The sequence below is a fragment of the Robinsoniella sp. KNHs210 genome, from assembly GCF_000686105.1.
GTDB classification, from domain to species: Bacteria; Bacillota; Clostridia; order Lachnospirales; family Lachnospiraceae; genus Robinsoniella; species Robinsoniella peoriensis.
On record NZ_JMLZ01000001.1, the window covers coordinates 1196344 to 1220006 of the forward strand.

Genomic DNA, 23663 nt, shown 5'->3' on the forward strand with positions numbered 1-23663 from the left:
TATAATGCGGCAGAAAGATCAGTTTCCGGAGCATGTATGGAAAATTATTTCATAATCTAATGTTTTCAGACATTCTGCAAAAATTCACTGACATAATGAAGAGCGGCACCGACTGCCGGAGTATATTGTCCCTGAGTGCCCAAAATGATCTGATCTCTGGAAAGGGTAAAAGGTGATGTGGAATTTATTTGATTCAGAAGAGTTACCACATCCTCTTCCAGAAAAAATGGAGCCAGATATCCGCTGATAATAATGGAACCGTCGATCATAATATTCAGGTTGCGCATGGCAAAAGCCAGATGTTCCAGATAGCTGTCCCAAATTTGCCGGCAGTCAGAATCCCCGTTCCTTAATTTCTGAAAGAAAGGTGTGATACCCATACCGGAAGCTTGTTCCAATGCGTTGGCGGAACAGTAAGTTTCCAGGCAGCCCCGGCTGCCGCAGTAGCACATCGGTCCGTCGTGCGTAAGACATAGATGTTCAATAATACCGCTGTGCATATGAATCCCCTGGTGGACCAGACCGTTCGTAATGATAGAGCCGCCCATATTTCGGTTCAGCAGAAACACAACTGCGCTGTCTATTTCTTTATGATTCCATAGTTCCAGGTAAGCCGCTGCCTTGGAATCGTGTTCCAGCCGGCAGGGATAAGTAATATATTCTGTAAAATCAGATAGTTTCATCTGAATATTATCCATGATTACACCATAGCTTACAGATTGTCCATCAGGTGCAATAATCCCCTGGGTAGCAATGGATACCCCTAAAATGGAAGATCTGTCTAAGACATTTCCGGATATAAAACCCTCTAGTTCCTGTCCAAGCTGCCGGTAGTATTTTCTAGAAGTCTGATAAGGGATGTCCAGTGTGGAATCAAAAATCACAGTACCATAGAGATCGATTGCCACAAAATGAACCATCTTTTTTAAAATTCCAATCCCGATCGAGACTCTTGCAGTACGTCGAATCTGGATTGCCCGGGCTTTCCGACCTCCCGTAGAATCAAAGTATCCATTTTTTTCAAGCAGACCTTCTTCTTCTAAAATTTTTAAGTTCTGACTTACGGTAGATAAACCCATTTGCAGTTTTTGGACTATCTGCAGTTTTGATGTAGTGCCCTCATGGTAGATAAAAGAATATACTTTATTTTTGTTAATTCTTTTGACTGCCATGGTAGTCATTCCTTTATCGCTCATAGAACCTCCTAATTCGCTAAATTCATCTCATCGACCTATCGTTCTTTCTATCATAGTATGTCTGTATTTAAAAAGCAATGAAAATATATTATTATGCAATTTATACAAGAAATCAATAAGAAAATTGGGATAAAAATCAATTGTTATTCTAAATATAAAGTAATATACTCTACTTATGATTAGGTGTTACGTATAAGTATAAAATAAAAGAGAAAAAATGGAGGAAGATCATGAAAAGTGTAGTATTTTACGGGAAGCATGACTTGAGAGTGGAAGAATCAAAAAAACCTGAAATCGGACCAAAGGACGTATTAATCCAGGTAAAAGCATGTGGGGTATGCGGTACGGATGTACATATTTATGAGGGAGATAAAGGGGCGGCAGAAGTAACCCCTCCCACGATTTTGGGACATGAGTTTTCAGGAGTGGTGGCTCAGACAGGAGCAGAAGTAGTAAATTGCAAAGTCGGGGACAGGGTATGTATAGATCCCAATTGTTATTGCGGAACCTGTGAACCCTGCCGCAATGGCGCGGCACATTACTGTGAGAATATGATTGGATATGGAACTACCGTAAACGGAGGATTTGCAGAATATTGTGCAGTCAACGAAAGACAGGTGTATCTGCTGGGTGAAAATACAACATTTGAGCAGGGGGCTATGGCGGAACCGGTAGCCTGCTGCCTGCACGGAATTGATATGTGTGAGATTCAGCCCGGACATCAGGTAGTGGTAATCGGCGGCGGAATGATCGGTCTATTGATGATGCAGCTGGCGAAACTGGCTGGAGCAGCCAAAGTAGCTCTGCTGGAGCCGGTGGAAAATAAAAGAGAAGTAGCGAAGAAATTGGGTGCAGATATCTGTATTGACCCTATAAAGGAAGATGTTCAGGCGGTATTGAAAGCGGCAGGAATGACCTGGATCAACACCGTGATTGAATGTGTGGGAAGGCCGTCTACAATCCGGCAGGCAATTGATATTGCAGGAAATAAAGCTGTGGTTATGATGTTCGGGCTCACAAAACCGGATGAAACTATCCAGGTGAAACCATTCGAAGTTTTCCAGAAGGAGCTTGTGCTAAAGGCATCTTTCATCAATCCTTATACACAAAAGCGTGCTTTGGATCTGATTGATACCAGACGTCTGGATGTCAGCAGCATGATTTATGAAGTCTGCGGGTTGGAAAACCTGGAAGACGTATTAAGCAAACCGGAATTGCGTGCTAATGGAAAATATATTATTTCCCCTGAAAAATAAATAGAAATGAGTATGTGACAACGTATAACAGACACTTCTGCGGTAAAAGGCAGGAGTGTTGTTTGCTTTATAATGCAGTTGAGGATTTTAGATAAATGCAGTATAATAAGACAAAGTTTCAGGAGATAGGGTGGCGGCTTGCAAAATAAAATGGACCTGCTGCGTTCAGGGGGAAGGAAATAAGTCCCCGGGAAGAGTATATCGATACGGTATGGGGAATTGGGTATCGCTTGCATAAAGGTTAGCGCGTATTTGAAAATTGATGGAGTTCATCTGATAAATATCAGATATATAACAGATAAAGGAGAACATGATGCATGTGTATTGAGTTCAGGAAAGTGAGCGGATTTAATAGAGGGACTATTTTAAATTTATTGTCTGATGCTTATTCCTTTGATGAAAGAATGGGACAATGCTGGAGATCTGATTGGGAAGAATTTGATGATTTTTTCTTTGATAATCTTCAGATTGCAGATCAATATGGTTTTATCACAACGTTAGACGGCGAAGCAATCGGGCTGGTTTCCTGGGATCCAAGAAATATGCCGGAGTATGTAGAGGTGGGGCATAACTGTATTAAATCAACTTACAAGGGCAGGGGCTATGGGACAATGCAGCTTGAGGAAGCTGTCAACAGAATCATGGAATATGATGTGAAAAAAATAATAGTAACCACTAATGCGGGTCTTTTTCCGGCACAACGGATGTATGAGAGTGTTGGATTTAAGACAGTCCTACGAAGAAAAAATTCTGGCATTGCAGATTTTGCCGGTGAATATATTGATTATGAAATTATTGCAGATGAATTTGCAGGTCTGCGGCATTCCGGTAAGTGAAGCTGCCGGCAGAACGCAATTGTATTTGGGGAAGTGTCTGAAATGGGCTGAGGAGTTTTTCCTCAGCCTTATATAGTCAAAAAACAAATTATTACCGGATTATATATTTACGGTTTTTAATGGATCGCAGAACACTTTTCAAGAAGAATAGCGATAGTATGGCTCTTTTCATCATAGTGATTTCCAGCAACATCACCATATACACTGCGTACCTGAAATCCGGCTTCTTCTGCTTCCTGTATCAGGGCTTCTTGTGTGAAGCAGCAATTCCATAGATAATAAGATTTAAGGTCTTGATCTGCTGCAACGATGATTTGTTCCAGGGTGATATTATCTGAATACTTACAATTTCTATTTAGAACGACATGTTGTTTTGCACTCCAGAATCCTGCGCTCTGGTGCAGTTCCCAGGTTTGTTCTTCATGAAAAAGGTTGTATTTTACCATGGAAAAAACATCTAATAATAGCTTCCCGCCAGGCTTTAAATGCTGGTGTATCTGCTTCATGACTATGCGTCTGTTTTCGGCTGACAGTGCACCATAATCGCAGTAAATCATGGTAGCCAGATCAAAATGTGTTGCTAAATTCAGCGTGAGATAGTTCTGACGGATATATTTAATATTCAGATTCTTTTCTTCTGCGGAATGGCGTGCATAGGAAATAGAACGTCTTGAAAAATCCACGCCGGTTACCGAATATCCGCATTTTGCAAATCTCTCTGTATATAATCCGGGGCCGCAGCCAAGGTCAAGCAACGAGGGATAGCTATGGGGAGGCAAAATATTTTTTATCCATGACACGGACTTTTCGATGAATGCTAATTTTCTGCTTGCACCGTTAAATTCCGGGTCAAGGTGTGCTTTGAGCATTTGTTTTGAGATATAATCATCATCCCAAAATGCGCTTTCTGTCTCTTTGTAAAGTACAGGTAATTCTAAATTTTTGATGATTTCCTGAAACATAATGATCTCTCCTTTTCATTTGGGCATAAAGAAAAGCCGTAGATTTTACTCTACGGCTCATCTTTGTAAGATGAAGAAAAGTGAAGAGTAAAATAAAACCAAACATTCGGTACACAAAATAAGCTGAATCAACAGCCATTCTGTTTCCTAATTGAATTGATTTTATCTACTCTTTTCCAGTCATCCCCATGCCACTGATTTTGTGACATCTGGTACGCCGGACTTCCATCACCTTTTCTTTAATAGTTATATGGTGATTCTATATTAGGCAGACGGTTTTGTCAACCTTTACAGGCTATCATAGGTATATCTTTACAGGCGCATGATTGAAACGCCTGCGGCAGATTAAATCACGGTCTACAGCTTCCTTGCTTTAATAATAAAAGTTACAGGAAGCATTTTTGCTTTATTACTAAAATCATCTTCCCCATATGCATTTATGATATCTTCATCTGTTTCTTCAATCATCTGCTCAATTGTAAACCCATTCGCTGATAACGCGTTAACATAAGTAGAAAGTTTACGATTTGATAACATGATTTCTTTATCTTCCAAAGCTACGGAATACCATGCTTCATCAAAGTAGGAATTGCAAAAGATGAGATTGTTATTTTCTGCGGATACGCATTTATGTATAGGATGCGACCAGCTGAAAATGAAGATGCCGTCCTTTTTCAGATAGGATGATATTCTGCTGAATGTCTCGTTTAAATCCGTTGTCCAGCCTATCGCATAGATAGAATAAACATAATCAAAATATTGTACGGGTATTCCGCATTCACTTTCCATTGGTCCACATACAAGTCTGGCGTAAATTCTCTGTGATGTCAAGAACTCTTTCGTACGTTCAATTTGCATTGGGGAGATAAAGCAGATAGTTCACCGACTTCCCCACCTCCGATAATACTTTTCTTACTCATATTTTTAATCCTCACATCATAATTTTTACTTTAAAATTTTGTTCTTTGGTATTTTAATGTTATTCAATTATACTATAGAGTATTTTCAAAAACAATCGTTCATTACGCAAATACATTACGCAGATTTAGATTGACAAGCTAATGATAATTAGCATATAATAAAGCTAATTATCATTAGCCAAAGGAGATTTATAGATGAAAACGGTATCTGCAAAAGTATCTGGAAAAGAGTCCGGAAAAATATCTGGAAAAGTATCTACAAAAAGAAGAATCCTGGAACATGCCTTAACGCTGTTTTCGGAAAAAGGTTTTGATGCAGTGAGCGTAGGGCAGATTGCAGATGCAGTGGGAATAAAAGCCCCGTCTCTATATAAACATTATAAGAGCAAACAGGATATCTTTGATGCGATTCTCGATGAGATGGCAGTTCGTTATCAACAGCAGACTGCTTCCATGCAGATGAATGGAGTGGAACCAAATAAGGATATTGACCGCTATAAGGATATTTCGGAGGAACAGCTGATTCAAATGGGAAAGGAACTGTTTTTATATTTCCTCCATGACGAATATGTCCGTAAATTTCGCAAGCTGCTGACAATAGAGCAGTATCACAGCAAAACACTTGCAGACCTTTATGCTAAACAATATGCAGATGATCCGCTGTCTTATCAAAGTATTCTGCTTGGACTGCTTTCCAATATGGGCGTTTTCAAACAGGAAAATGTGCAGATTATGGCACTTCACTTTTATGCGCCTTTGTATTTGCTGCTGAACATGTGTGACTGTCAGCCTAAACGTGAGCCGGAGGCCCTGGAGATATTGGAACAGCATATCCGGCAGTTTAACCGGTTGTATCAGAAGACAGGAGGATGAGAGGATGAAAATTACGGTTATACATGGGCAGTCACACAAAGGGGTAACCTATACCATGACCAGAGAAGTGCTGAAACACCTGGCAAATGATCAGGATGAAATCAGGGAATTTTTTCTGCCTAAGGATGGCCCGGATTTTTGCTGCGGCTGCAACAGCTGTTTTATAAAGGGAGAAGAGCATTGTCCTGCCGCCAAAAAAGTACAGCCGATAGCCAGGGCAATGGAGTGGGCGGATATTATTTTTCTGGACAGCCCCAACTATGTTATGGAGATGAGCGGTTCCATGAAAAATTTCCTGGATCATATGGCGTATCGATGGGTGACTCACAGGCCACATGGTCGAATGTTTAAAAAGGTGGGTGTGACATTTTGCTCATCTGCGGGAGCCCCTGCCGGACATACTGCCCGTTCACTTGCAAGACAGTTAAAATGGATGGGCGTATCAAGGGTATTCTGTTTCCCATTTGTCAGCAATGCCATGGGGATATCAGATGTAAAAGTGAAAAAGCGGGAAAAAATGGAGCGGGAAGCTGTCCGCATAGCAGCCAGGGTGCGGCAGCGGGCAGAACGGCCCAGAGCCAGTATCAGGGGGAAACTGTTTTTTTATGTTTTTCGGAAAATGCAGTCCAGTCCCGGCGCAGCCTGGAATCCGGTGGATCGGGACTGGTGGGTAAATCAAGGTTGGACCGGGAAGAAAAGGCCGTGGAACAAATAATTGCTGTCCTGGAATATTAGAACTGCAGGCCGCCATCAAAATAAAATTATTTTTGGGGTATGCACAGTTATCTAAGGATGAGATGTAGAGGGGCATGGAGATTTTTAAATTCGAATTAAATGCTGAAAATGATTTGGAGTTGAAAATGATATCAATGATTAAGTGAGGTAAAATAATGGATATTCCTACAAAAATTAATAATATAATCGGTTCCCGTTCATTTACCTTAGACAAAACCGGGATGTCCGATTCCCAGGTTATCTGTTTTGATGATATGATTCTTAAAATAGAAAAGCAATGTGAAGAATCAGATAATGAACATCAAATGCTGTCCTGGCTCTCCGGCAGACTTCCAGTGCCGAAACTGCTCTGCTCCGAAAAGAGCTGCAGTACAAATTATCTGCTTATGGAACGGGTGGTTGGAGAAATGTCCTGCTCCACGGAATTTCTGGAAGATCCCGAGCTGTTAACGGAATTGCTGGCAGAAGGGCTGCGAATGTTGTGGAATGTGGATATTTCAGCGTGTCCTTATCATAATGGGATTGATAATAAACTGCGGCTGGCGGAAATTCTCGTTTCTAATAACCTCTGCGAAATGGAAGGAGTAGAGCCGGGAACCTATGGGGATAATGGATTTGCTTCTCCGGCTGATTTACTTACATGGTTAAAAGATAACAGACCCGCCGAAAATCTTGTATTTTCTCATGGTGATTATTGTCTTCCAAATATTTTTATCAATCAAAATAAAGTCAGTGGTTTTATAGATCTGGGGAGAAGCGGAATAGCTGATAAATACCAGGATATCGCTCTTTGCTACCGAAGTCTAAAGCATAATTTTGAAGGCAGGTATGGAGGAAAAATATATGAAGACTTTAATGCGGATATTCTTTTTGACAAGTTAGGGATAGAACCGGATTGGGATCGGATTCAATATTATATTTTATTAGATGAACTGTTTTGAGAAGAAGGTTCAGGCACATTAGATACATAGATAATAAGGGTGATACAGGAGGCTGTATCGCCTTTTTATTGTGTAAATGATATAAAATACAGGTTGGCGATACTGCATCTTCAATTTGTACATAATAGTGGATTGACAGTTAAAAAATATCGTAGTATAATTTAAATACTTAGATAAAAGCTTTTATAAAAGAAATACAATGAATACAAAAGAAATAAAGAATTATTTGTGAGGTGGAAAGGAGAATTTATAATGTATCTGGAAAGTATTTTTGGGTTAGCGGGGAAAACAGCCCTGGTTACAGGGGGAAGAGTAGGAATCGGACAGGTAATTGCCATTGCATTGGCAAGGGCGGGAGCCGAGGTAGTTATTATGGGAAAGACGGATTCCCGGGAGACAGTCAGGATGATTGAAGGGGAAGGTGGTAAAGCGTATAGTATTACGGCTAATGTGACAGATGAGGAGGCGGTAGAGAAGGCGATGGATCTCATCATGGAACGTTCCGGACATATTGACATTGTGTTTAATAATGCGGGAATCTGTATACATAAGGATACTTTAGAGGCTACGATAGAAGAGTGGAGACAGGTTATTGATGTCAATCTGACAGGAGAATATATTGTGGCAAGAGCCGCAGGCAGAAGGATGATAGAGTCCGGAACCAAGGGTAGTATTATAAATATGGCATCTATGTCTGGCACAATTGTTAATATCCCGCAGTGGCAGGCATCTTATAATGCCTCTAAAGCCGGAGTAATGCACATGACCAGGTCTCTTGCCATTGAATGGGCAGAGCATGGAATTCGGGTTAACAGTTTAAGCCCGGGTTATATTGGTACGCCTATGTCAGCGGATACTCCTCAGGAATTAAAAAATGCCTGGATGCCGCTTATGCCTTATCACCGTATGGGTAAACCGGAAGAGCTGATTCCTGCAATATTATATCTGGCATGCGATGCGGCCGGATACACAACAGGGTCGGATGTGATTGTGGATGGAGGATATGTTGCACAATAATCAGAGTGTTAAATTGAGATTTTGACGATTGTTTGAATTAAATGATAGTTGATATATTAATGAACGTTTAAATTCTATGATCGGTCAAATTACATATGGATTAAGTGACGAATGTTGCAGGAGAGCATGTTATAATAAAACCAAGTTATAATAAGACCAAGTTAGCAAGGAACCCAATAGAATCAGGGGTTTGCGGCAGCTCTGGTCTTATTTTTTACTACAATCGAACATCTTTTTCATTAAAAATCCAGTTTTATTTTCCAAAATGTGAAATATTTTAGGAGCGGAATAGCGGAAAATACAGGTCAGGCAACAGAGAAGGATTTTAATGTTACCTTTGAAAATGAGACAGCACGGTTGTCAATAGGACAAATGGCAGACCTCTTCCAAAGAGATAGAAGTGTGATTTCTAAGCACATAAAAAATGTTTTTGCAGAACGTCAGGCAGAACGAGAGCAAGCCATGACAATGCAGGATTGGGCAAAACATCTGGATAATATACTGACAATGAGTGGGGAAAACTTCTCAATGGCAATGGCTCTATCTGCCATTCTCAAGCTATGAAGAAGGTTGAGGGTGAGTATATAAAATACAAAGCCCACAATTTGACAAGTAACCGTTAGATATAAAGCAGTTTGCCATATGGGCTGTGGAGCGGATTATTCAGAAGATAGAACATTATAGCTTTGATTCCACAACGATAAGAGTGGGATGTGATGATACGGGATAGTGTAAAAAACATAAATGAAATATAGTGTAGTTTCTTGCAAAAATCATGCCGTTGGTATAATATACTTTTATATAACTTTTTATGAAAGCGAGAATATGTATGGTAGTCAACGGCGTAGATGAAAGCAGGCAGTCCAATAAAGTCAGAATAGCTAAATGTATTTTAGACTGCGGAGAAATATCAAAAGCAGAAATAGCGTCAAAGCTGGATTTGAGTATGCCTACAGTATTTAAAAATATTAAGGAGCTCATTCAGCTTGGAATTGTAACAGAAGGAAATGAATATCAGTCGACCGGAGGGCGTAAGGCGAAAGGCCTGTCCATAGCCAATCATTTTATGTATTCAGCAGGTATTGATATTACCCGGAATCATATCAGTTATGTATTTATTGATTTAAAAGGGGATTTATTATGCCAGAAGAGAATACGCAGGTCTTATGAAAATACGCTTGATTATTATGAAGCCCTGTATGAGAATTTTGCCTGCTTTCTGGAGGAAAGCCGGATCGAAAGTAATAAAATTCTTGGGGTGGGAATTTCCGTTCCAGGAATTATAGATGCCCAAAACCAATTGATTATTACTTCACATGTTCTGAAAGTAAATAATGTGAGTCTGAAAAATTTAAGTCAGCTGTTCGAATATGATGTCTGCTACGAAAATGATGCTAACAGTGCGGCAATTGCAGAGTTTGCGAACCGCAATAAGGATGCTGTCTATGTCTCTCTCAGTGATACTGTAGGCGGCTGCGTTTACATCAACCAAAGAATTTATACTGGTGAACATTACCGAAGTGCGGAATTTGGACATATGAATCTGGTACGAAACGGTGCGAAATGTTATTGTGGCAAAAAGGGTTGTGCAGATGTATATTGTTCTGCGAGAGTTCTGGCGGGTCATGGGAAGGGAAGTCTGGATAGATTTTTCGATCAGCTTCAAACTGGGGATGAAGGATCAAAGAAAGTCTGGGAAAAATATCTGGAAGACTTAGCTGTGCTGGTGACAGACTTACGTATGGTTTTTGACTGTGACATCATATTAGGCGGATATGTGGGAGGCTATTTGAAAAAATATATTATGGATCTCAATAAGAAGGTAGTGAAGTTGGATCCTTTTGATAACGATACTACTTATCTGCAGACTTGCCGGTATGAACGGGAAGCTTCTGCTGTTGGGATTGGGATGCGATTTATTGAGAAGTATCTTGATACGCTGATATAATCCGACTCTATAATACAATAATTTAATTTGTCCGCTGCGTTTGCGATAGAAGATAGTATAATGAGCAACGGAAATAAACTCCCCTATCTCTCTGTCGTTCATTCCTACAAAATAACTTAGCATGGATAGCTTCATGCTGTTTTGGGGTAAGCTGTTTTATTGCCTTTGCCAGCTTGTCATTCGATACGGGTATAGCACAGCCATGAACACAAAATCGTGTAACATCACTTGGGTATATATCATTCATTCCGAAAAAGTTTAATTGTTCATCAAAGGCACAAAACGACACTTCATGTTTTCACCTCCGTTAACGTAAAAAGCGGTCAATCATGTATGACTAACCGCTTAAATGTAATTATAAAATTCTCAAACTGAATTTATTACTGCGTAGATTGCTTTTGTTTTTTTATAAAGATAAAACTCATAACTAAGACCACAAATAATACTACGCTAAAAATTAAAGTATGGATTGTATCAATCGGATAGGATGCAATCCACCCTTGATTAAAAACAAGTATTGAAATATATCCAGTTATTATAGAACATGGCATAAAAGCAATACCAACTATATTAAACCAATCAACATAAAATGGTGCTTTTTCTGTCGACAGTTTTTCCCAATAAAATAGCCGGCAATCCCCACTGTTTGAATAATCTTTGAACCCCACACCGCTTCCATAGTTTGTTCTTCATACCATCTACCAAAAGCGCAAAACAGCCCAATAGCAATAAAGGCTGTTGAGGCAATATAAAGCACTTTACTTGTAAGTTCTTTGCTTTTTTGGCCTTCATTGGCACTGGCTCAATTCCTTTTAAAATGTAATCTGTTGTTACTCCGAAAAAGTCGCTCACGCACTATTCTTACACTACACCTAAATCCATTTTGAGATAAACTTTATCTTTTAACTGAATACCTGAATCAAACATCGGTTGATCATAATGTTCTATAAAGTAATTTTCAAGACGGTGCGATAGAATAAATCCGCAGCATTCGTAAAACGAGATGATCCAGGGGATGTCTCCGGTGCCGACAGATAACGTTGTACCTTTATCTTTGTAATAACGGGATATGTGGCTAACTAACTTTTTTCCATACCCTTTTCCTTGAACTTGCTCGTAAGTTGCCAAATTTTGAAGTTCATAAATACCGTTTCCCTCGTCAGTTACAACGCAGATACTTTTTAATCCGTCATCATATAGTGCAAAAAGGTTTCCTCTATCTAAATATTTATCAATCATGCTTTCCTGTTCGTCTGCTAAAAGCAACAAATCGAGAAAGTCTTTTTTGTTACTTTCAATGATTTTTATTTCCATATGTATATCTCCTCACGCACATTATTTATTTCCAAAATTCTTTACCAATAATCCCCGATGGATATATCCATCTTTTATATCTTCTTTTTCTGGCAGCGGGCGTGTATCAACTATATTGTACTTGGCATAGAGCCTTTTTTGAATATTACTAAAATAGACAGGTAAGCCAATGCAAGAATAAAAATGGGCAGTGTCCTGCACCTGAAAGTGAATGTGGGGTTCTGTCGTATTACCAGAGTTACCGCACTGAGCGACAACATCACCTCTTTTTACAGTCTGCCCTTTTTGTACTTTTACACTCCCAGGCATAAGATGACAAATGGTACTATATTCATTTGGCGAGTGTTTTATAATAATTCGATTACCGCCAATATCAGGTGTGTCTGGGTCGGGCTGCCCATCGTTCATTATGCGGCAATCAGGGAAGTTATTTTTTACTGAGATAACTATGCCGTCGGCAGGGGCAAGAATGTCTTTTCCATAACAATAATAACTATGCAAATCCTTTTTATCGCCTTGGCAGCTCTCCCCATTTTCATCCACGATAAAGAAATCATAAGCAAAACGTTGTGGTAAGACTTCCCACGAGTGGGATGTGTTTTTAGTAACACCGCCATTTCCTATATACCATTCTCCAGCGAATGGCAATGCATACTCTACTTTTGGCACATAATCATCTATGGGATCAATATCTTTTTTTCGATACTTAATTTTTGCATAATATAAGCCGATTACTTGCAATACAGCCTGTCCTAGAAGTCGTTTATTCATATGAAATTTCTCCTTTATACGGATTTCCTAATTCAATGGAAAATTATTTGATATCAATCAAATAATCTCAAATCCCATACTTTAACATGAAAAGTTCAAGAATTATTAAACTCATATCAACAACCCCTTTCACAGACTTATTTTAGTTTAATTAAAGTATATCAGAGTAGTAAGTGAAAGTGAAGCACCGTATATCTTTTTTCATAGAGAATTTCATTGGATTTTCAAGCTTCCTTTAAGAGAATTTCATTAATTTCCTGAAATTAATGAAATTTGCTCTCATAGCCCCTGGAAGGGTTTACTCTTGCACAGATAAAAATAATTCTGTCTACAGCATAAGGCTGGCAGATTCCGCTGTCAGCCTTTTTATAAAAACAATATTGATCTGAAATAAAAAATTATAATCTCAATTACCTGAGAAATCCGATCTTAAATTCTTAATTCCCGTTCAAATCTAAGCCCCCCGCACCCAGTCCAAACAGACATTTACCGTTTCCGCCGCATTATTAGACCAAGCATCCGCACCCGTTACCACCATAGTGTCATAACTGGCACATGCGCCTCCAATTGTGACTTTAACATCATCTCTAATGCCGGCATCCTTCAGCCCGTCGATGGTATCTTTCATGGAATCGATTGCCAGAGTGAGGACTCCGCTCAGTCCCACTATCTCAGGTTTTACTTCAAGTACTTTTTCCACAAAGGAACTGACGGGCACATCAATGCCAAGATCATATACTTCGAAACCGGAAGCTTCCGCCATACTTTTAAAGATATTTTTTCCAATATCATGCAGATCTTCATGGACGGTTCCCAAGACAATTTTACCGACTTTTTCACTGGAATCGGAGCCAATGATGGGTTCCAGAATTTTAATCGCTTCTGACAGCACTTCTCCGGCAAACATCAGATCGCCAACATAATATGCACCGGTTTCGAACTGCTCTCCGACAACTGCCATTCCTTTCTGGCAGGCTTCTATGGCTTTGTTTGCTTCTGCTTTAGTTGGGTTTCCAGCAGCGAATTCATTGAGCATGAAGAGAACTTTTTCTTCATCAAGCTCCCCGAGAGCTCTTGTTAGTGTGGCTAAATCAATCATAATTAACCTCCTTTGAAAACGATTCATAGTTACTATTAATGAAATAACGAATTAGTATGGTATGGGATTCAATGACGAATTAGTTTGGTGTGAGATCCAATAACGAATAGTTTGGTGTGCAATCCAATAACGAATTAGTCTGATATGAAATCCAATAACGAATTAGATAGGAACCAATAACAAATTAGTTTGTGTATGGGATCCAATAACGAATTGATTTATGTATGAGGTCTACCGGTAGATACCATAGTTGTGGACAGCGTCAGTCATTGCGGCAACATTTTCGATTTTTGCAGGACCTATGGCGTTAAACGGAAGGGTAAATATGAACCCGGACGCAGTTTTCATTTCGTCTAAAAGTTCTTTTACCCGTGTATCAACTTCTTTAACAGTGCCACCAATTAAAAGCGCCGGTGATATACCGCCTGCGATACACATGTGCTCTCCAATGACTTGTTTTGCCTTTATAGGGTCTGTCCGGTCAAACCAGGCAATTGCTTTACCGGCCGGCAGTTCAAGAAGTGTATCCAACAAATGGTCATAACTGCCCTGCAGAGAAAGGAGTGGTGTAAAATCTGCTTTGATGAGTTCTTCACAAATGTACTTGAGATATGGCCAATGAAATTCACGGAACTGTTTTTCTGACAGGAAGCTGTTATACCAGACCGGACAGAATACCCTCCTGGAGCCCGTCAGCTGATATGAAATCTCTCCCGTAGCTTTTCCAACAGCCAATAGTACCGGAGCCAGAGCCGCACAAATCTTATGAACCTTATCCGGAACACGCCGGAGATCATAAATAACCTGATCAAAATCTCTGAGAAATGCTCCAAGTGCATCCAGTGGATTTGGATTAAGTGCCATATACCATGGCGGGCAGTTTACGTCTTTCATTTCCTGAGTAAAGGTTTGTAAATCCCCCAATGCAGGACCCAGCTTCATGCCAAATTTTATGAGGGCAGTTGTTGATTCACTGCTGCCAGGTCTGCTTAATGAGCCATATACCCGTGGAACTACCTTATTATTAAGGAAGCCAAAAGGATCGTCAATAAATTCGTCATATTCTTCAACGCTCATGACCGGACTTTTGATTTTAAATTGTGATTCCACAAAGGGTGGAACCTCTCTGCCGGGTTGGGATGAATAATTGTCTTTTAGAATGTCATGTGCAAATCCGCCGCCCAGAACAGAAGCAGCTGCTGCATTTACCGCAGTTTCCGGATCTGTTCCTGCAAGTGCCAAACCCAGTGTCACAGACTCAAATGAGCGAAGCATACATGCTGCATCCCAATTGAAATCCTTTGCAAACTTAGTTGAGGCCTTCATGTACTTATCCTGGTCATAATACATGTCTTCATATGAGATACCAGAATATTTTGCTGGAAAATACAGTGTTGCCGCTCCGATTGGTACACGGTCGACCTTTTCTAATCTGGTGCACCGGTCCAATCGCTCTAATTTTTCACTGTAACTGCTTGCTTCCATGCTTTTCATTAGATTCCCTCCATTTCATTGTGGGCAGAAGAATGATTAAAGTTTTATACCTTATAAATTAATAGTATATTATATGGAAAAACATGTCAATGTCTAATTTAAATAGTTTTAAAAAAGTATTTCATACACTATTTAAATTTATAATATATTATAAACTGTATAAAATATAATAAATATATAATATAAATACAATATAAACTGTATAATTAAAATATGTAATATTATGTAAAATATATAAAACTGTGTGTAAACTAAAAATTATCAATAAATGTTTGACATTATTCGCTATTGTATTTTTCTTAAATGATAAACTGTGAAGCCTGGGCAGTGGTTATGGTTTCTCTGCTGCAATGTTTGTGAAAGTGATCTTATTGTAACCAACTGAACGGATTAAACTTTTCTTGACAGTAAGAGAAAGCTTTTATATACTTTTAGTAAATAAACCACAAGGAGGGACCTATGGACAACGCCGTATCAGACGCTGCCTTTTGGATCATATTCATATGGGTCAACCACAAATAAATAATCAGGCATGGCTTGTAAGGGAAGATACAGGCTATGCCTTTTTGCGTTCCCATTGGGCATCTACTAAAAAACGTGGAATGAAAAAGGAGGAAATCAGTGGAGATTGTAATTCGCACTATGGAGCAGGAAGAAGCCAAAGAGGTGAAAAAAATTGGCAAGCGGGCATTTAATTTTATTGAAGGAATGTTTGTAAGTGAACCAAAACATGCATTAGTAGCAGTAGTTGATGGAAAAATTACAGGAGCCATTATCTACAAAATTACTGAAGTCCAGGGGAAGAGAACGGGGTACTTTGAATATGCATTTGTAGACCCGGATTATCATGGGAGAGGAATTGGCAGAAAATTGTACCAGGCAACCACGAATCATCTTTGGGAGCAGGGATGTGACTCTCAGGCAGCATTAGTAAAGGATGACAATGTCGGTTCCTGGAGTTTATTTCTGAAAAATGAATTTTCCAGGGTTGGATTGCCGGAAATGTTCCGGCATCTGGGGGTTTTGGGTGTCTTGTCCCAGTTTATTCGAAATTTATTCTGGCTGGCTATCGGGATGGATTTTTATCTGGCAGTGCGCAATGAGACACTGGAAAGTAAAGACAGCACTGGCAGACAGATTGGGGCATATCTTCTGATCAATGTTTTGCTGATTCTTTTAACTTTGTACCGCATAAAAGAACCCATGATATTTCTGGGGGTCTATGCAGGAATCCTGGCTGGCAGAATCGCCGTGGGCAGAATAATGGCCATGTCCAGTAAGAGGGAATGGCAGTTTCGTATGAATAATGGAGGAGCAGGTGTTGCTGCAATCGTAAATTTTTTTAGCGGAGTATTTCCAATGAGCGGCAACTGGTATCCCCGGGACTACGAAAACACGAACGAATTCCGCAGGGATTTGGGAATGGTGGCTTTAGCAGAATGGTTGTTCATGATTGTATTAACGGGAGTATCTATGATATTTCAATCTTCTCATTTGATTTTTCACTATGCCTCATGGATTGGAGAAATACTTTTGATCTATCGTATCCTGGCATTTTATCCCTTTGAAGCTTATGGCGGAAGCAGGGTCTTTTGCTGGAACAGATGGTTATATTGTGCAATGGCGCTGATATCGGTTCTGCTTATTGCTTTTATGCAGCTTTAATGAGTGTTGTGAAGTGTCGTTTAAGTGAATTTAAATGTCATATAAGTGTATGTTTCCCTAAAGTATTGCTTTTATAGTAAAATAGCTTAAAATAGAAAATAAGTATTATAGCGTGTTTGTAATTCATTCCCGCCATCTGCACGTCCTACTTTGCGGCATATTTGCCCCGAATTCAGGTTACGTAGCCCGCTACGCGCCCTTCATCCGGGACAAATCACCCACAAAGTGTGATGCACAGCTGCCAGAAAGCAATTCTAATACACGCTCTAGACCTATACTTTCAGCCATGTTCTAATTTTGAAGAAAAAAATTATAATCCTGAATTCTATACTGATTGTAAATGGAATAAATGTTTAGAGGAAGGAGACAAAAGTGGAATTTAAACGGGAAACATTACAGGAGCTTCAGTCTAAGTTAAGGGAGATGTCTGCCTTGACAAAGAATGTTCCATGTGGACTTCACCAATGTAAGGATGATGAGGAACTGACGATAATTAATATGAGTGACAGTTTTTTCGAGATGTTCGGATATAGCAGAAACGATATTGAGGAAAGATTTCAGAATCGATTTGCAAGAATGATATATAAAGAAGATCGGGACGCTGTGTTTGAATCAATGAAACACCAGCTGGCATTTAAAAATGATCTGGAGTTGGAGTACCGGATACCGATTAAGGATGGCGGTCTGGTGTGGATACTGGATAAAGGGAGGCTTGCTGTAGGAGAAGATGGACAACGGACATTATATTGTGTTATGTTGGACATAACAGAACAGAGGAAGCAGAGGGAAGCCCTGCGGCTTTCTTTAGAGCGGCATCAGGTTATTATGGATCAGGGGACGGATATTATCTTTGAATGGGATATGGATGCGGATAGTCTGACTTTTTCCAAGAACTGGAGTAAGAAGTTTGGCTATACTGCCATAAGGGAAGGCATTAGCAGTAGGATTCCCCAGTCACCGAATATACATCCGGATGATATGGCTGCGTTTATTGCAATTATGACGGACACTGCAGCGGGAGTTCCTTATTCAGAAACAGAATTTCGCATAAAAAATGTAAAGGGCAGATTCACCTGGTGCCGTATTCGGGCTACTACACAATATGACAATAATAAAAGACCTGTAAGGGCAGTCGGCGTGATCGTAGATATAGAGGAAGAGAAGAGAGAACGGCAGGAGCTGATAATTAAAGCCCAGAACGACTGCCTAACGGGGCTTTATAATAAGGCGGTATCCCAGAAGAAAATGGAAGAGTATCTGGAGTGGAAGGATTGCGAAAAGGGTGCGTTATTTCTAATTGATGTGGATGACTTTAAATATGTCAATGATCAGTTTGGTCACTTGTGTGGGGATAAGACGTTATCAAAGATCGCTTCAATGATGAAAAATAAATTTCGTTTTACGGATGTGCTAGGCAGAGTTGGGGGAGATGAGTTTCTTGCATTTCTTCCGGGGTTGTCAGATCAGTTAGCAGCTGAACTGGCAGATAAAATTTTAATAGGAATCAAAGAAATTTCTTTCGAAGAGTATGATATTCATTTGAGCTGCAGTATAGGAATTGCATTTTATCCAAAAGACGGCAGGGATTTTTATAGCCTCTTCAGCCATGCTGATCAGGCGCTTTATTATGTGAAAAATACAGGCAAAGGCAGTTATGCCGTCTATAATCCATCGATGCATGAATATAGGGTATCATTAGATGAACATACCTGGTCATGAGATGACATAGCCCAGGATGAAGTAGTTTCTGTTAATGCGGTTCATTAATCAGCCCATATAAATGACTACCAAAGGTGTAAAGGTAAGGAAAATAATATATTCAGCCATTAGGAGAATCCTCTGTATATGATCCTGATGGCTTCTCTTTGCAAATATTTCAAATTTGAAAGTTTCAAGATTTTTTCAAGAATTTGATCTCTGTTTGACATCAGGATTACCTTAAGATACAATTATTCTACAGCTATTAGGATTTTTGCTATTTATTATGGCCTGTTATGACACCTTGGGAGGGATAAAATGATTAAGATTGCTATCTGTGATGATGATGAGGTAGAATTACATCGGCTGAATGTTATAGTGCAGCAGATAATAAAATTATATTCAGAAAAGGAAATTTCAATTGCCGTATTTCATACTGCTAATAGTCTATTGAATGCGATTCGTTACGAGAATTTTGAAATTTATTTGATGGATATTATCATGCCGGAAAGAAATGGTATAGAGCTGGGACAGCTCATAAGGCAGAGAGATGAACAGGCTGTTATTATTTATCTGTCAAATTCACCGGACTTTGCAGTTCAGTCTTATACGGTACATGCCTATTATTATTTGTTAAAACCAGTGAAATACGAAGAACTGTACCTGGTTTTACAGAAAGTATTGAAACGTTACGAGCGGTTTAACACTAGTGTCTATATAAAAACAAGTAATGGCATGGTTACAGTCAGTAAGAGTTCCATTATCTATATTGAGTATCATTATCATTATTTATCCTATTATCTGGAGAATGGAGAAGTAATTGACAGTGTTATTTTTCGGGAGTCTTTTGGTCAGAAAATGCAGGATCTGTTAAAAGATTTCCGTTTTACTAAGGTTTCCTCGTCCGTAATCGTTAACATGTTATTTGTCAATAAAATTTCAAAGAAAGGTTTTACTCTGATTAATAAAAAAGAGCTGAGAATTACGCGAACTTATCAAAGTGCCAGAAAAAGCTATATGGAGTTTTTATTCAAAGAAGCCCAGGAGAGTGATTTCTATTCTAATATTTAGTGATGACATTCTTTACAATCTCATTAAGGTTCTAATGACCACTTCAATGACTTTGGGATTAATGTTTACTTTAAACGAGGTATTGGGAGCAGAAGCATCCAGGCTTTTGTTAAGAAATATAATGGCAGTATTGATTATGATATTCAACCGGGGCTATTCCGGTTAAGATTGATATTATATTGAAATGTGAATATGCTAATTAGATAGCGTTATTATTTATTTTAATTGGGAGAACTGTGTAAGCTTTTATATTTTAGCTAACACAGTTTTTTATTTTTTAAAAATACCTCATAATTATTAATTATCTTGAAGATAATAGTCAAATAAAGATATACCAGAATTAAATAATATAAGGAAGACATTTTTAGGAGACAAAATATGAAACCAGAGAAAGTTTCGGAAGACGCGATCGTACTTTTTATAAGACAGTTACAAAAAGAGGAAAAAAGTGATTTAACGATACAGAAATATATGCGGGATATCAGAAGATTTCAAGTATTTCTTGCTGGAAATGAAATCAGAAAGGACCTTGTAATTGCTTACAAGAAATATCTAAAGGATAATTTTGCAGTAACCAGTGTTAATTCCATGATAGCGGCAGTGAATAAGTTCCTGCAGTTTTTTGGGCTAAATGATTTCTGTGTAAAGCAGCTGAAGGTACAAAAAAAGCCATTCCGTTCTTCGGAGAAGGAACTGAATAAAGAAGAATATATACGCCTGCTGAATACAGCAAAGTCCATTAATAACGAAAGAATGTTTGTAATACTCCAAACGATAGCATCAACGGGTATTCGTATATCTGAATTGAAATATTTTAAGATCGAGGATATTAAACAGGGAGAGATTACGGTATCCAGCAAGAATAAGACCAGAATAATCCTGATACCCAAAAAGTTAAAAAAGGTACTAATTCTTTTTTCAAAGAAATATGGGATTAAAAGCGGAGAAGTTTTCATTACGAAAGGCGGCAAATCACTCAATAGAAGTAATATCTGGGCAGACATGAAGAAATTATGTCAAAAAGCAGGTGTATCAAAAGAAAAAGTGTTCCCTCATAACCTGAGAAAGCTGTTTGCCAGATGCTTTTATGAATTAAAAAAAGATATTGCCAAGTTAGCAGATGTACTGGGTCATAGCAGTATAAATACGACACGTATCTACATTATGACATCGGGGTATGAACATCAGAGAGATATTGATAAACTGGGATTAATCCTATAGAAAATAAAAACTACATAATTACCATTATGTAGTATCAGACATTTATAAATTACATAACTATTTTTTACGATTGGTATTATATTAGCACTATTTTGATAAAAATGCAAATACATAATAGAAAAAAAGTCGAATTTTAATCAGTTACTTAATTTTGAACATTCAAACAAGTCTTTTGCATTAAAAATTGTAAAAGACTTTTCTTTTCATATCTTAAATTTTCCTATTGACTCAGATTAATTTCACATATTGCATATAAAACACAAAATGATCCCTTTTCTCTGGTCCTGATACTACATAATGGTAATTATGTAATAGGGAAAACGGTAAGGAACCGCGTTCTTGGAAATGTAAAAAGTTGTACCACATATATGGTGAGGCGTTGCTAAAAAAGAAAGAATGCAGAGAAAAAAGAAAATGAACAAGACGAGTAAGCGCCAGTATACGCGCCTTGATTGGGATGTATGGTATGAACTGGCAAAGGAATATTATGAGACAAACCATCACTTAAGAATACCGGTAAAATACAGAACAAACAATGATCTTTTGCTTGGGCGGTGGATTGAGCGGCAAAGAGCTGCGTATCATGAAAAGGGTGTTTACCAGATTGATGAAAGAAGAATATATCTGTTGAATCAGATTGAAATGGAATGGACGCTGGGGATACGCACACAGTGGGAGATCTGGTATCAGTATTGTGTCCAGTATTATGAGGAGTACAAAAATATAGATATTCCAAAGGGATATATGGTCAGGCATCTGCCATTGGGCGAATGGATCAGTTATCAAAGGAAACGTTACAAGCAAAACAAACTTCGTCCGGAGGAAACAGATAAATTAGAACGGCTGGGTATTAACTGGCAGATCCGTACTAGAAGGGAATGGGATGAATGGTATGAGCAGGCAAGCTGCTACTATAAGACCTATGGGAATCTGGAAGTACCTTTTAATTATGTAACGGAATCCGGATTTAAATTAGGAATATGGATCAATGTTCAACGGGAAAAATACAGAGGGACCAGGAAAAATAAACTGGAGGAGAGTGAGGTCTTCAAATTGAATCAGATTGGAATGCTCTGGGGAATTCGAAGTGAAAGGCATTTAGAGAAAAGTACAATTTTACAAAAAAGCAGTTAAATATAAAAATAAGGTAGAAAAAGAGTTAATTATGTACCAGAAAAATTTAAATAATTGGATGAAACACCTTGATTTTATCATTATTGATCTGATTTGTGTGGAAGCAGCCTTAATGATTGCCTTTATGATTAGATATGGAGTTCAAACTTTTTACTTAAGAGATATTTATTTAGGTTGGTCAGTCATTTTTATCTTTATTGATGGATTGATCGCTCTTGCATTTGGGAGCTATCAGGATATTTTAAAAAGAGGTATTGGAAAAGAAGTAAAGGAAACGATCCACCATACGTCCTGTGTGATGATTTGTTTCTTGCTGTATCTGTATCTTGCAAAAACCATGAATATGTATTCGCGTTCCGTTTATGTAACTATGTGGGCTTTCTTTACCCTGTTGAGTTTTTGTTTCCGATGTGTCAGAAAGAAGACTTTAAAAAGCGGAAGCTTATTTTTAGTGAGCCAGGGAAAAAGAAATTTGATTCTGATAACAGATAAAAAAAGTGTCAGGAAAATGATCCTGGATTTCCAAACCCGTAGTTTTGGGAACTTTTGCATTATGGGCGTCATTGTTATGGATGAAGACATGCGGGGAGAGAAGATTCTGGATATTCCGGTACTGGCTGACCGCAGCAATGCTTTGGACTATATGAAAAATGAATGTATTGATGAAGTATTTTTTTCATTACCGGAGCTGGACCCTATTTACAAGCCGCTGATAGATGGATGTACGGAAATGGGACTTACAATACATATTAATTTAATTCATATTCCGGAACTAAAAACCAATCAGTTTGTGGAAAACATTGTGGGATATACGGTGCTTTCCAGTTCCGTGAATCTGGTGACAACCGGGCAGCTGTTCTGGAAGCGGTTACTGGATATCTGCGGCGGGCTGGTGGGGTGCTTTATGACACTGGTAATAGGTTTGGCTGTGGGACCGCTTATCTACTTTAAGTCGCCGGGACCGATCTTTTTTTCACAGGTAAGAATCGGAAAAAACGGACGTCGTTTTCATATATATAAATTCCGCTCCATGTATCTGGATGCGGAGAAAAGAAAAAAAGAGCTGATGGAGCAAAACAATATCGAAGACGGGCTGATGTTTAAGATGGACAATGATCCCAGAATTATTAAAGGGATCGGAGACTTTATACGAAAATCTTCCATAGATGAGCTTCCGCAGTTCTGGAATGTATTGAAAGGTGAGATGAGTCTTGTTGGAACCAGGCCTCCTACCCTGGATGAATGGGAAAAATATCAGTTCCACCATAGAAAAAGAATAGCCATTAAGCCGGGGATTACGGGGCTATGGCAGGTAAGCGGCAGAAGCAACATCACAAACTTTGAAGAAATAGTCAAGCTGGATGTCAGTTATATCATGAACTGGTCCATTTTTTTAGATGTCAAAATCCTTTTGAAAACAGTTTGGGTGGTTTTAAAAAGGGAAGGTTCTTCCTGAAGATTGGAAAACGAAGGATTTAAATGATGAAATGATTATGAAATGGAGATGAAAAT

The 23663-nt window shown here is 38.7% G+C and carries 25 protein-coding genes; 17 read left to right on the plus strand and 8 right to left on the minus strand.

Going from position 1 to position 23663, the window contains the following annotated elements:
* Positions 1–65: 65 nt before the first annotated feature.
* A complete protein-coding gene (locus CD03_RS0104575) occupies positions 66–1196 on the minus strand; it encodes an ROK family transcriptional regulator (RefSeq protein WP_027292620.1) in 1131 nt (376 codons plus the stop codon).
* A gap of 230 nt (positions 1197–1426) precedes the next feature.
* Between CD03_RS0104575 and CD03_RS0104580 the strand changes: the two genes are divergently transcribed.
* Together CD03_RS0104580 and CD03_RS32385 are read left to right on the plus strand one after the other, a co-directional pair.
* Positions 1427–2452: a zinc-dependent alcohol dehydrogenase family protein gene (locus CD03_RS0104580; RefSeq protein WP_027292621.1), complete on the plus strand. Its 1026-nt coding sequence runs from the start codon at positions 1427–1429 to the stop codon at positions 2450–2452.
* Positions 2453–2790: 338 nt separating this feature from the next.
* Positions 2791–3288, plus strand: a complete 498-nt coding sequence (locus tag CD03_RS32385; RefSeq protein WP_242849039.1) for a GNAT family N-acetyltransferase — start codon at positions 2791–2793, stop codon at positions 3286–3288.
* A 116-nt stretch (positions 3289–3404) separates the two neighbouring features.
* Here the strand turns inward: CD03_RS32385 and CD03_RS0104590 are convergent, their stop codons facing one another.
* Positions 3405–4250, minus strand: a complete 846-nt coding sequence (locus CD03_RS0104590) for a class I SAM-dependent methyltransferase (RefSeq protein WP_027292622.1) — start codon at positions 4248–4250, stop codon at positions 3405–3407.
* A gap of 357 nt (positions 4251–4607) precedes the next feature.
* Positions 4608–5108, minus strand: a complete 501-nt coding sequence (locus tag CD03_RS32390) for a methyltransferase domain-containing protein (protein ID WP_052377664.1) — start codon at positions 5106–5108, stop codon at positions 4608–4610.
* A 257-nt stretch (positions 5109–5365) separates the two neighbouring features.
* On the opposite strand from CD03_RS32390, the gene CD03_RS0104600 reads away from it, so the two are divergent.
* The 6 genes from CD03_RS0104600 (at position 5366) to CD03_RS0104625 (ending at position 10684) form a co-directional block, all read left to right on the plus strand.
* The gene (locus tag CD03_RS0104600) at positions 5366–6043 is read left to right on the plus strand and encodes a TetR/AcrR family transcriptional regulator (protein ID WP_044288903.1); all 678 of its coding nucleotides are present in this window, start codon (positions 5366–5368) and stop codon (positions 6041–6043) included.
* A gap of 4 nt (positions 6044–6047) precedes the next feature.
* Complete coding sequence (locus CD03_RS0104605) at positions 6048–6758, plus strand: flavodoxin family protein (protein WP_027292624.1); 711 nt, start codon at positions 6048–6050, stop codon at positions 6756–6758.
* Positions 6759–6933: 175 nt separating this feature from the next.
* On the plus strand, positions 6934–7719 hold the full coding sequence (locus tag CD03_RS32395) for an APH(3') family aminoglycoside O-phosphotransferase (RefSeq protein WP_052377665.1): 786 nt from the start codon (positions 6934–6936) through the stop codon (positions 7717–7719).
* Between the two features lie 252 nt (positions 7720–7971).
* Positions 7972–8736: an SDR family oxidoreductase gene (locus CD03_RS0104615; protein WP_197041623.1), complete on the plus strand. Its 765-nt coding sequence runs from the start codon at positions 7972–7974 to the stop codon at positions 8734–8736.
* Positions 8737–9003: 267 nt separating this feature from the next.
* Complete coding sequence (locus tag CD03_RS38210; RefSeq protein ID WP_197041624.1) at positions 9004–9300, plus strand: hypothetical protein; 297 nt, start codon at positions 9004–9006, stop codon at positions 9298–9300.
* 247 nt (positions 9301–9547) lie between these two features.
* Complete coding sequence (locus tag CD03_RS0104625; RefSeq protein ID WP_242849041.1) at positions 9548–10684, plus strand: ROK family transcriptional regulator; 1137 nt, start codon at positions 9548–9550, stop codon at positions 10682–10684.
* Between the two features lie 565 nt (positions 10685–11249).
* On the opposite strand, the gene CD03_RS38505 is transcribed toward CD03_RS0104625, so the two are convergent.
* The 5 genes from CD03_RS38505 to CD03_RS0104650 form a co-directional block, all read right to left on the minus strand.
* Positions 11250–11441 carry a hypothetical protein gene (locus CD03_RS38505; protein ID WP_242849042.1) on the minus strand — a complete coding sequence of 64 codons (192 nt, stop codon included), beginning with the start codon at positions 11439–11441 and terminating at the stop codon, positions 11250–11252.
* A gap of 104 nt (positions 11442–11545) precedes the next feature.
* Positions 11546–11998 (minus strand): GNAT family N-acetyltransferase, encoded by a 453-nt coding sequence (locus tag CD03_RS0104635; protein WP_027292628.1) that lies wholly within the window; start codon positions 11996–11998, stop codon positions 11546–11548.
* 21 nt (positions 11999–12019) lie between these two features.
* Complete coding sequence (locus tag CD03_RS0104640; protein ID WP_027292629.1) at positions 12020–12769, minus strand: M23 family metallopeptidase; 750 nt, start codon at positions 12767–12769, stop codon at positions 12020–12022.
* Positions 12770–13223: 454 nt separating this feature from the next.
* On the minus strand, positions 13224–13868 hold the full coding sequence (locus CD03_RS0104645; protein ID WP_027292630.1) for a cobalamin B12-binding domain-containing protein: 645 nt from the start codon (positions 13866–13868) through the stop codon (positions 13224–13226).
* A gap of 231 nt (positions 13869–14099) precedes the next feature.
* The gene (locus tag CD03_RS0104650; RefSeq protein WP_027292631.1) at positions 14100–15362 is read right to left on the minus strand and encodes a uroporphyrinogen decarboxylase family protein; all 1263 of its coding nucleotides are present in this window, start codon (positions 15360–15362) and stop codon (positions 14100–14102) included.
* Positions 15363–15763: 401 nt separating this feature from the next.
* Here CD03_RS0104650 and CD03_RS37730 point away from each other — a divergent pair, with 401 nt between their 5' ends.
* The 9 genes from CD03_RS37730 to CD03_RS0104680 all read left to right on the plus strand — a co-directional run bounded on the left by CD03_RS37730 (position 15764) and on the right by CD03_RS0104680 (position 23607).
* On the plus strand, positions 15764–16057 hold the full coding sequence (locus CD03_RS37730; protein WP_156042777.1) for a hypothetical protein: 294 nt from the start codon (positions 15764–15766) through the stop codon (positions 16055–16057).
* Positions 15984–17027, plus strand: a complete 1044-nt coding sequence (locus CD03_RS0104655) for a GNAT family N-acetyltransferase (protein ID WP_027292632.1) — start codon at positions 15984–15986, stop codon at positions 17025–17027. Before CD03_RS37730 ends, CD03_RS0104655 begins: the two co-directional genes overlap by 74 nt.
* 112 nt (positions 17028–17139) lie before the next feature.
* Complete coding sequence (locus CD03_RS39365) at positions 17140–17322, plus strand: DUF6783 domain-containing protein (protein WP_081820118.1); 183 nt, start codon at positions 17140–17142, stop codon at positions 17320–17322.
* Positions 17323–17399: 77 nt separating this feature from the next.
* The gene (locus CD03_RS32410) at positions 17400–18746 is read left to right on the plus strand and encodes a sensor domain-containing diguanylate cyclase (RefSeq protein ID WP_052377666.1); all 1347 of its coding nucleotides are present in this window, start codon (positions 17400–17402) and stop codon (positions 18744–18746) included.
* A 297-nt stretch (positions 18747–19043) separates the two neighbouring features.
* Entirely contained in the window at positions 19044–19796 is a 753-nt protein-coding gene (locus CD03_RS0104665) for a LytR/AlgR family response regulator transcription factor (protein WP_027292633.1), read from the plus strand.
* A gap of 34 nt (positions 19797–19830) precedes the next feature.
* On the plus strand, positions 19831–19962 hold the full coding sequence (locus tag CD03_RS38780; protein WP_255348062.1) for a hypothetical protein: 132 nt from the start codon (positions 19831–19833) through the stop codon (positions 19960–19962).
* Positions 19963–20174: 212 nt separating this feature from the next.
* Entirely contained in the window at positions 20175–21017 is an 843-nt protein-coding gene (locus tag CD03_RS0104670; protein WP_027292634.1) for a tyrosine-type recombinase/integrase, read from the plus strand.
* Between the two features lie 414 nt (positions 21018–21431).
* Positions 21432–22151, plus strand: a complete 720-nt coding sequence (locus tag CD03_RS0104675) for a helicase associated domain-containing protein (RefSeq protein ID WP_176731048.1) — start codon at positions 21432–21434, stop codon at positions 22149–22151.
* Between the two features lie 31 nt (positions 22152–22182).
* A complete protein-coding gene (locus CD03_RS0104680) occupies positions 22183–23607 on the plus strand; it encodes a sugar transferase (protein WP_027292636.1) in 1425 nt (474 codons plus the stop codon).
* The last annotated feature ends 56 nt before the right edge of the window (positions 23608–23663 follow it).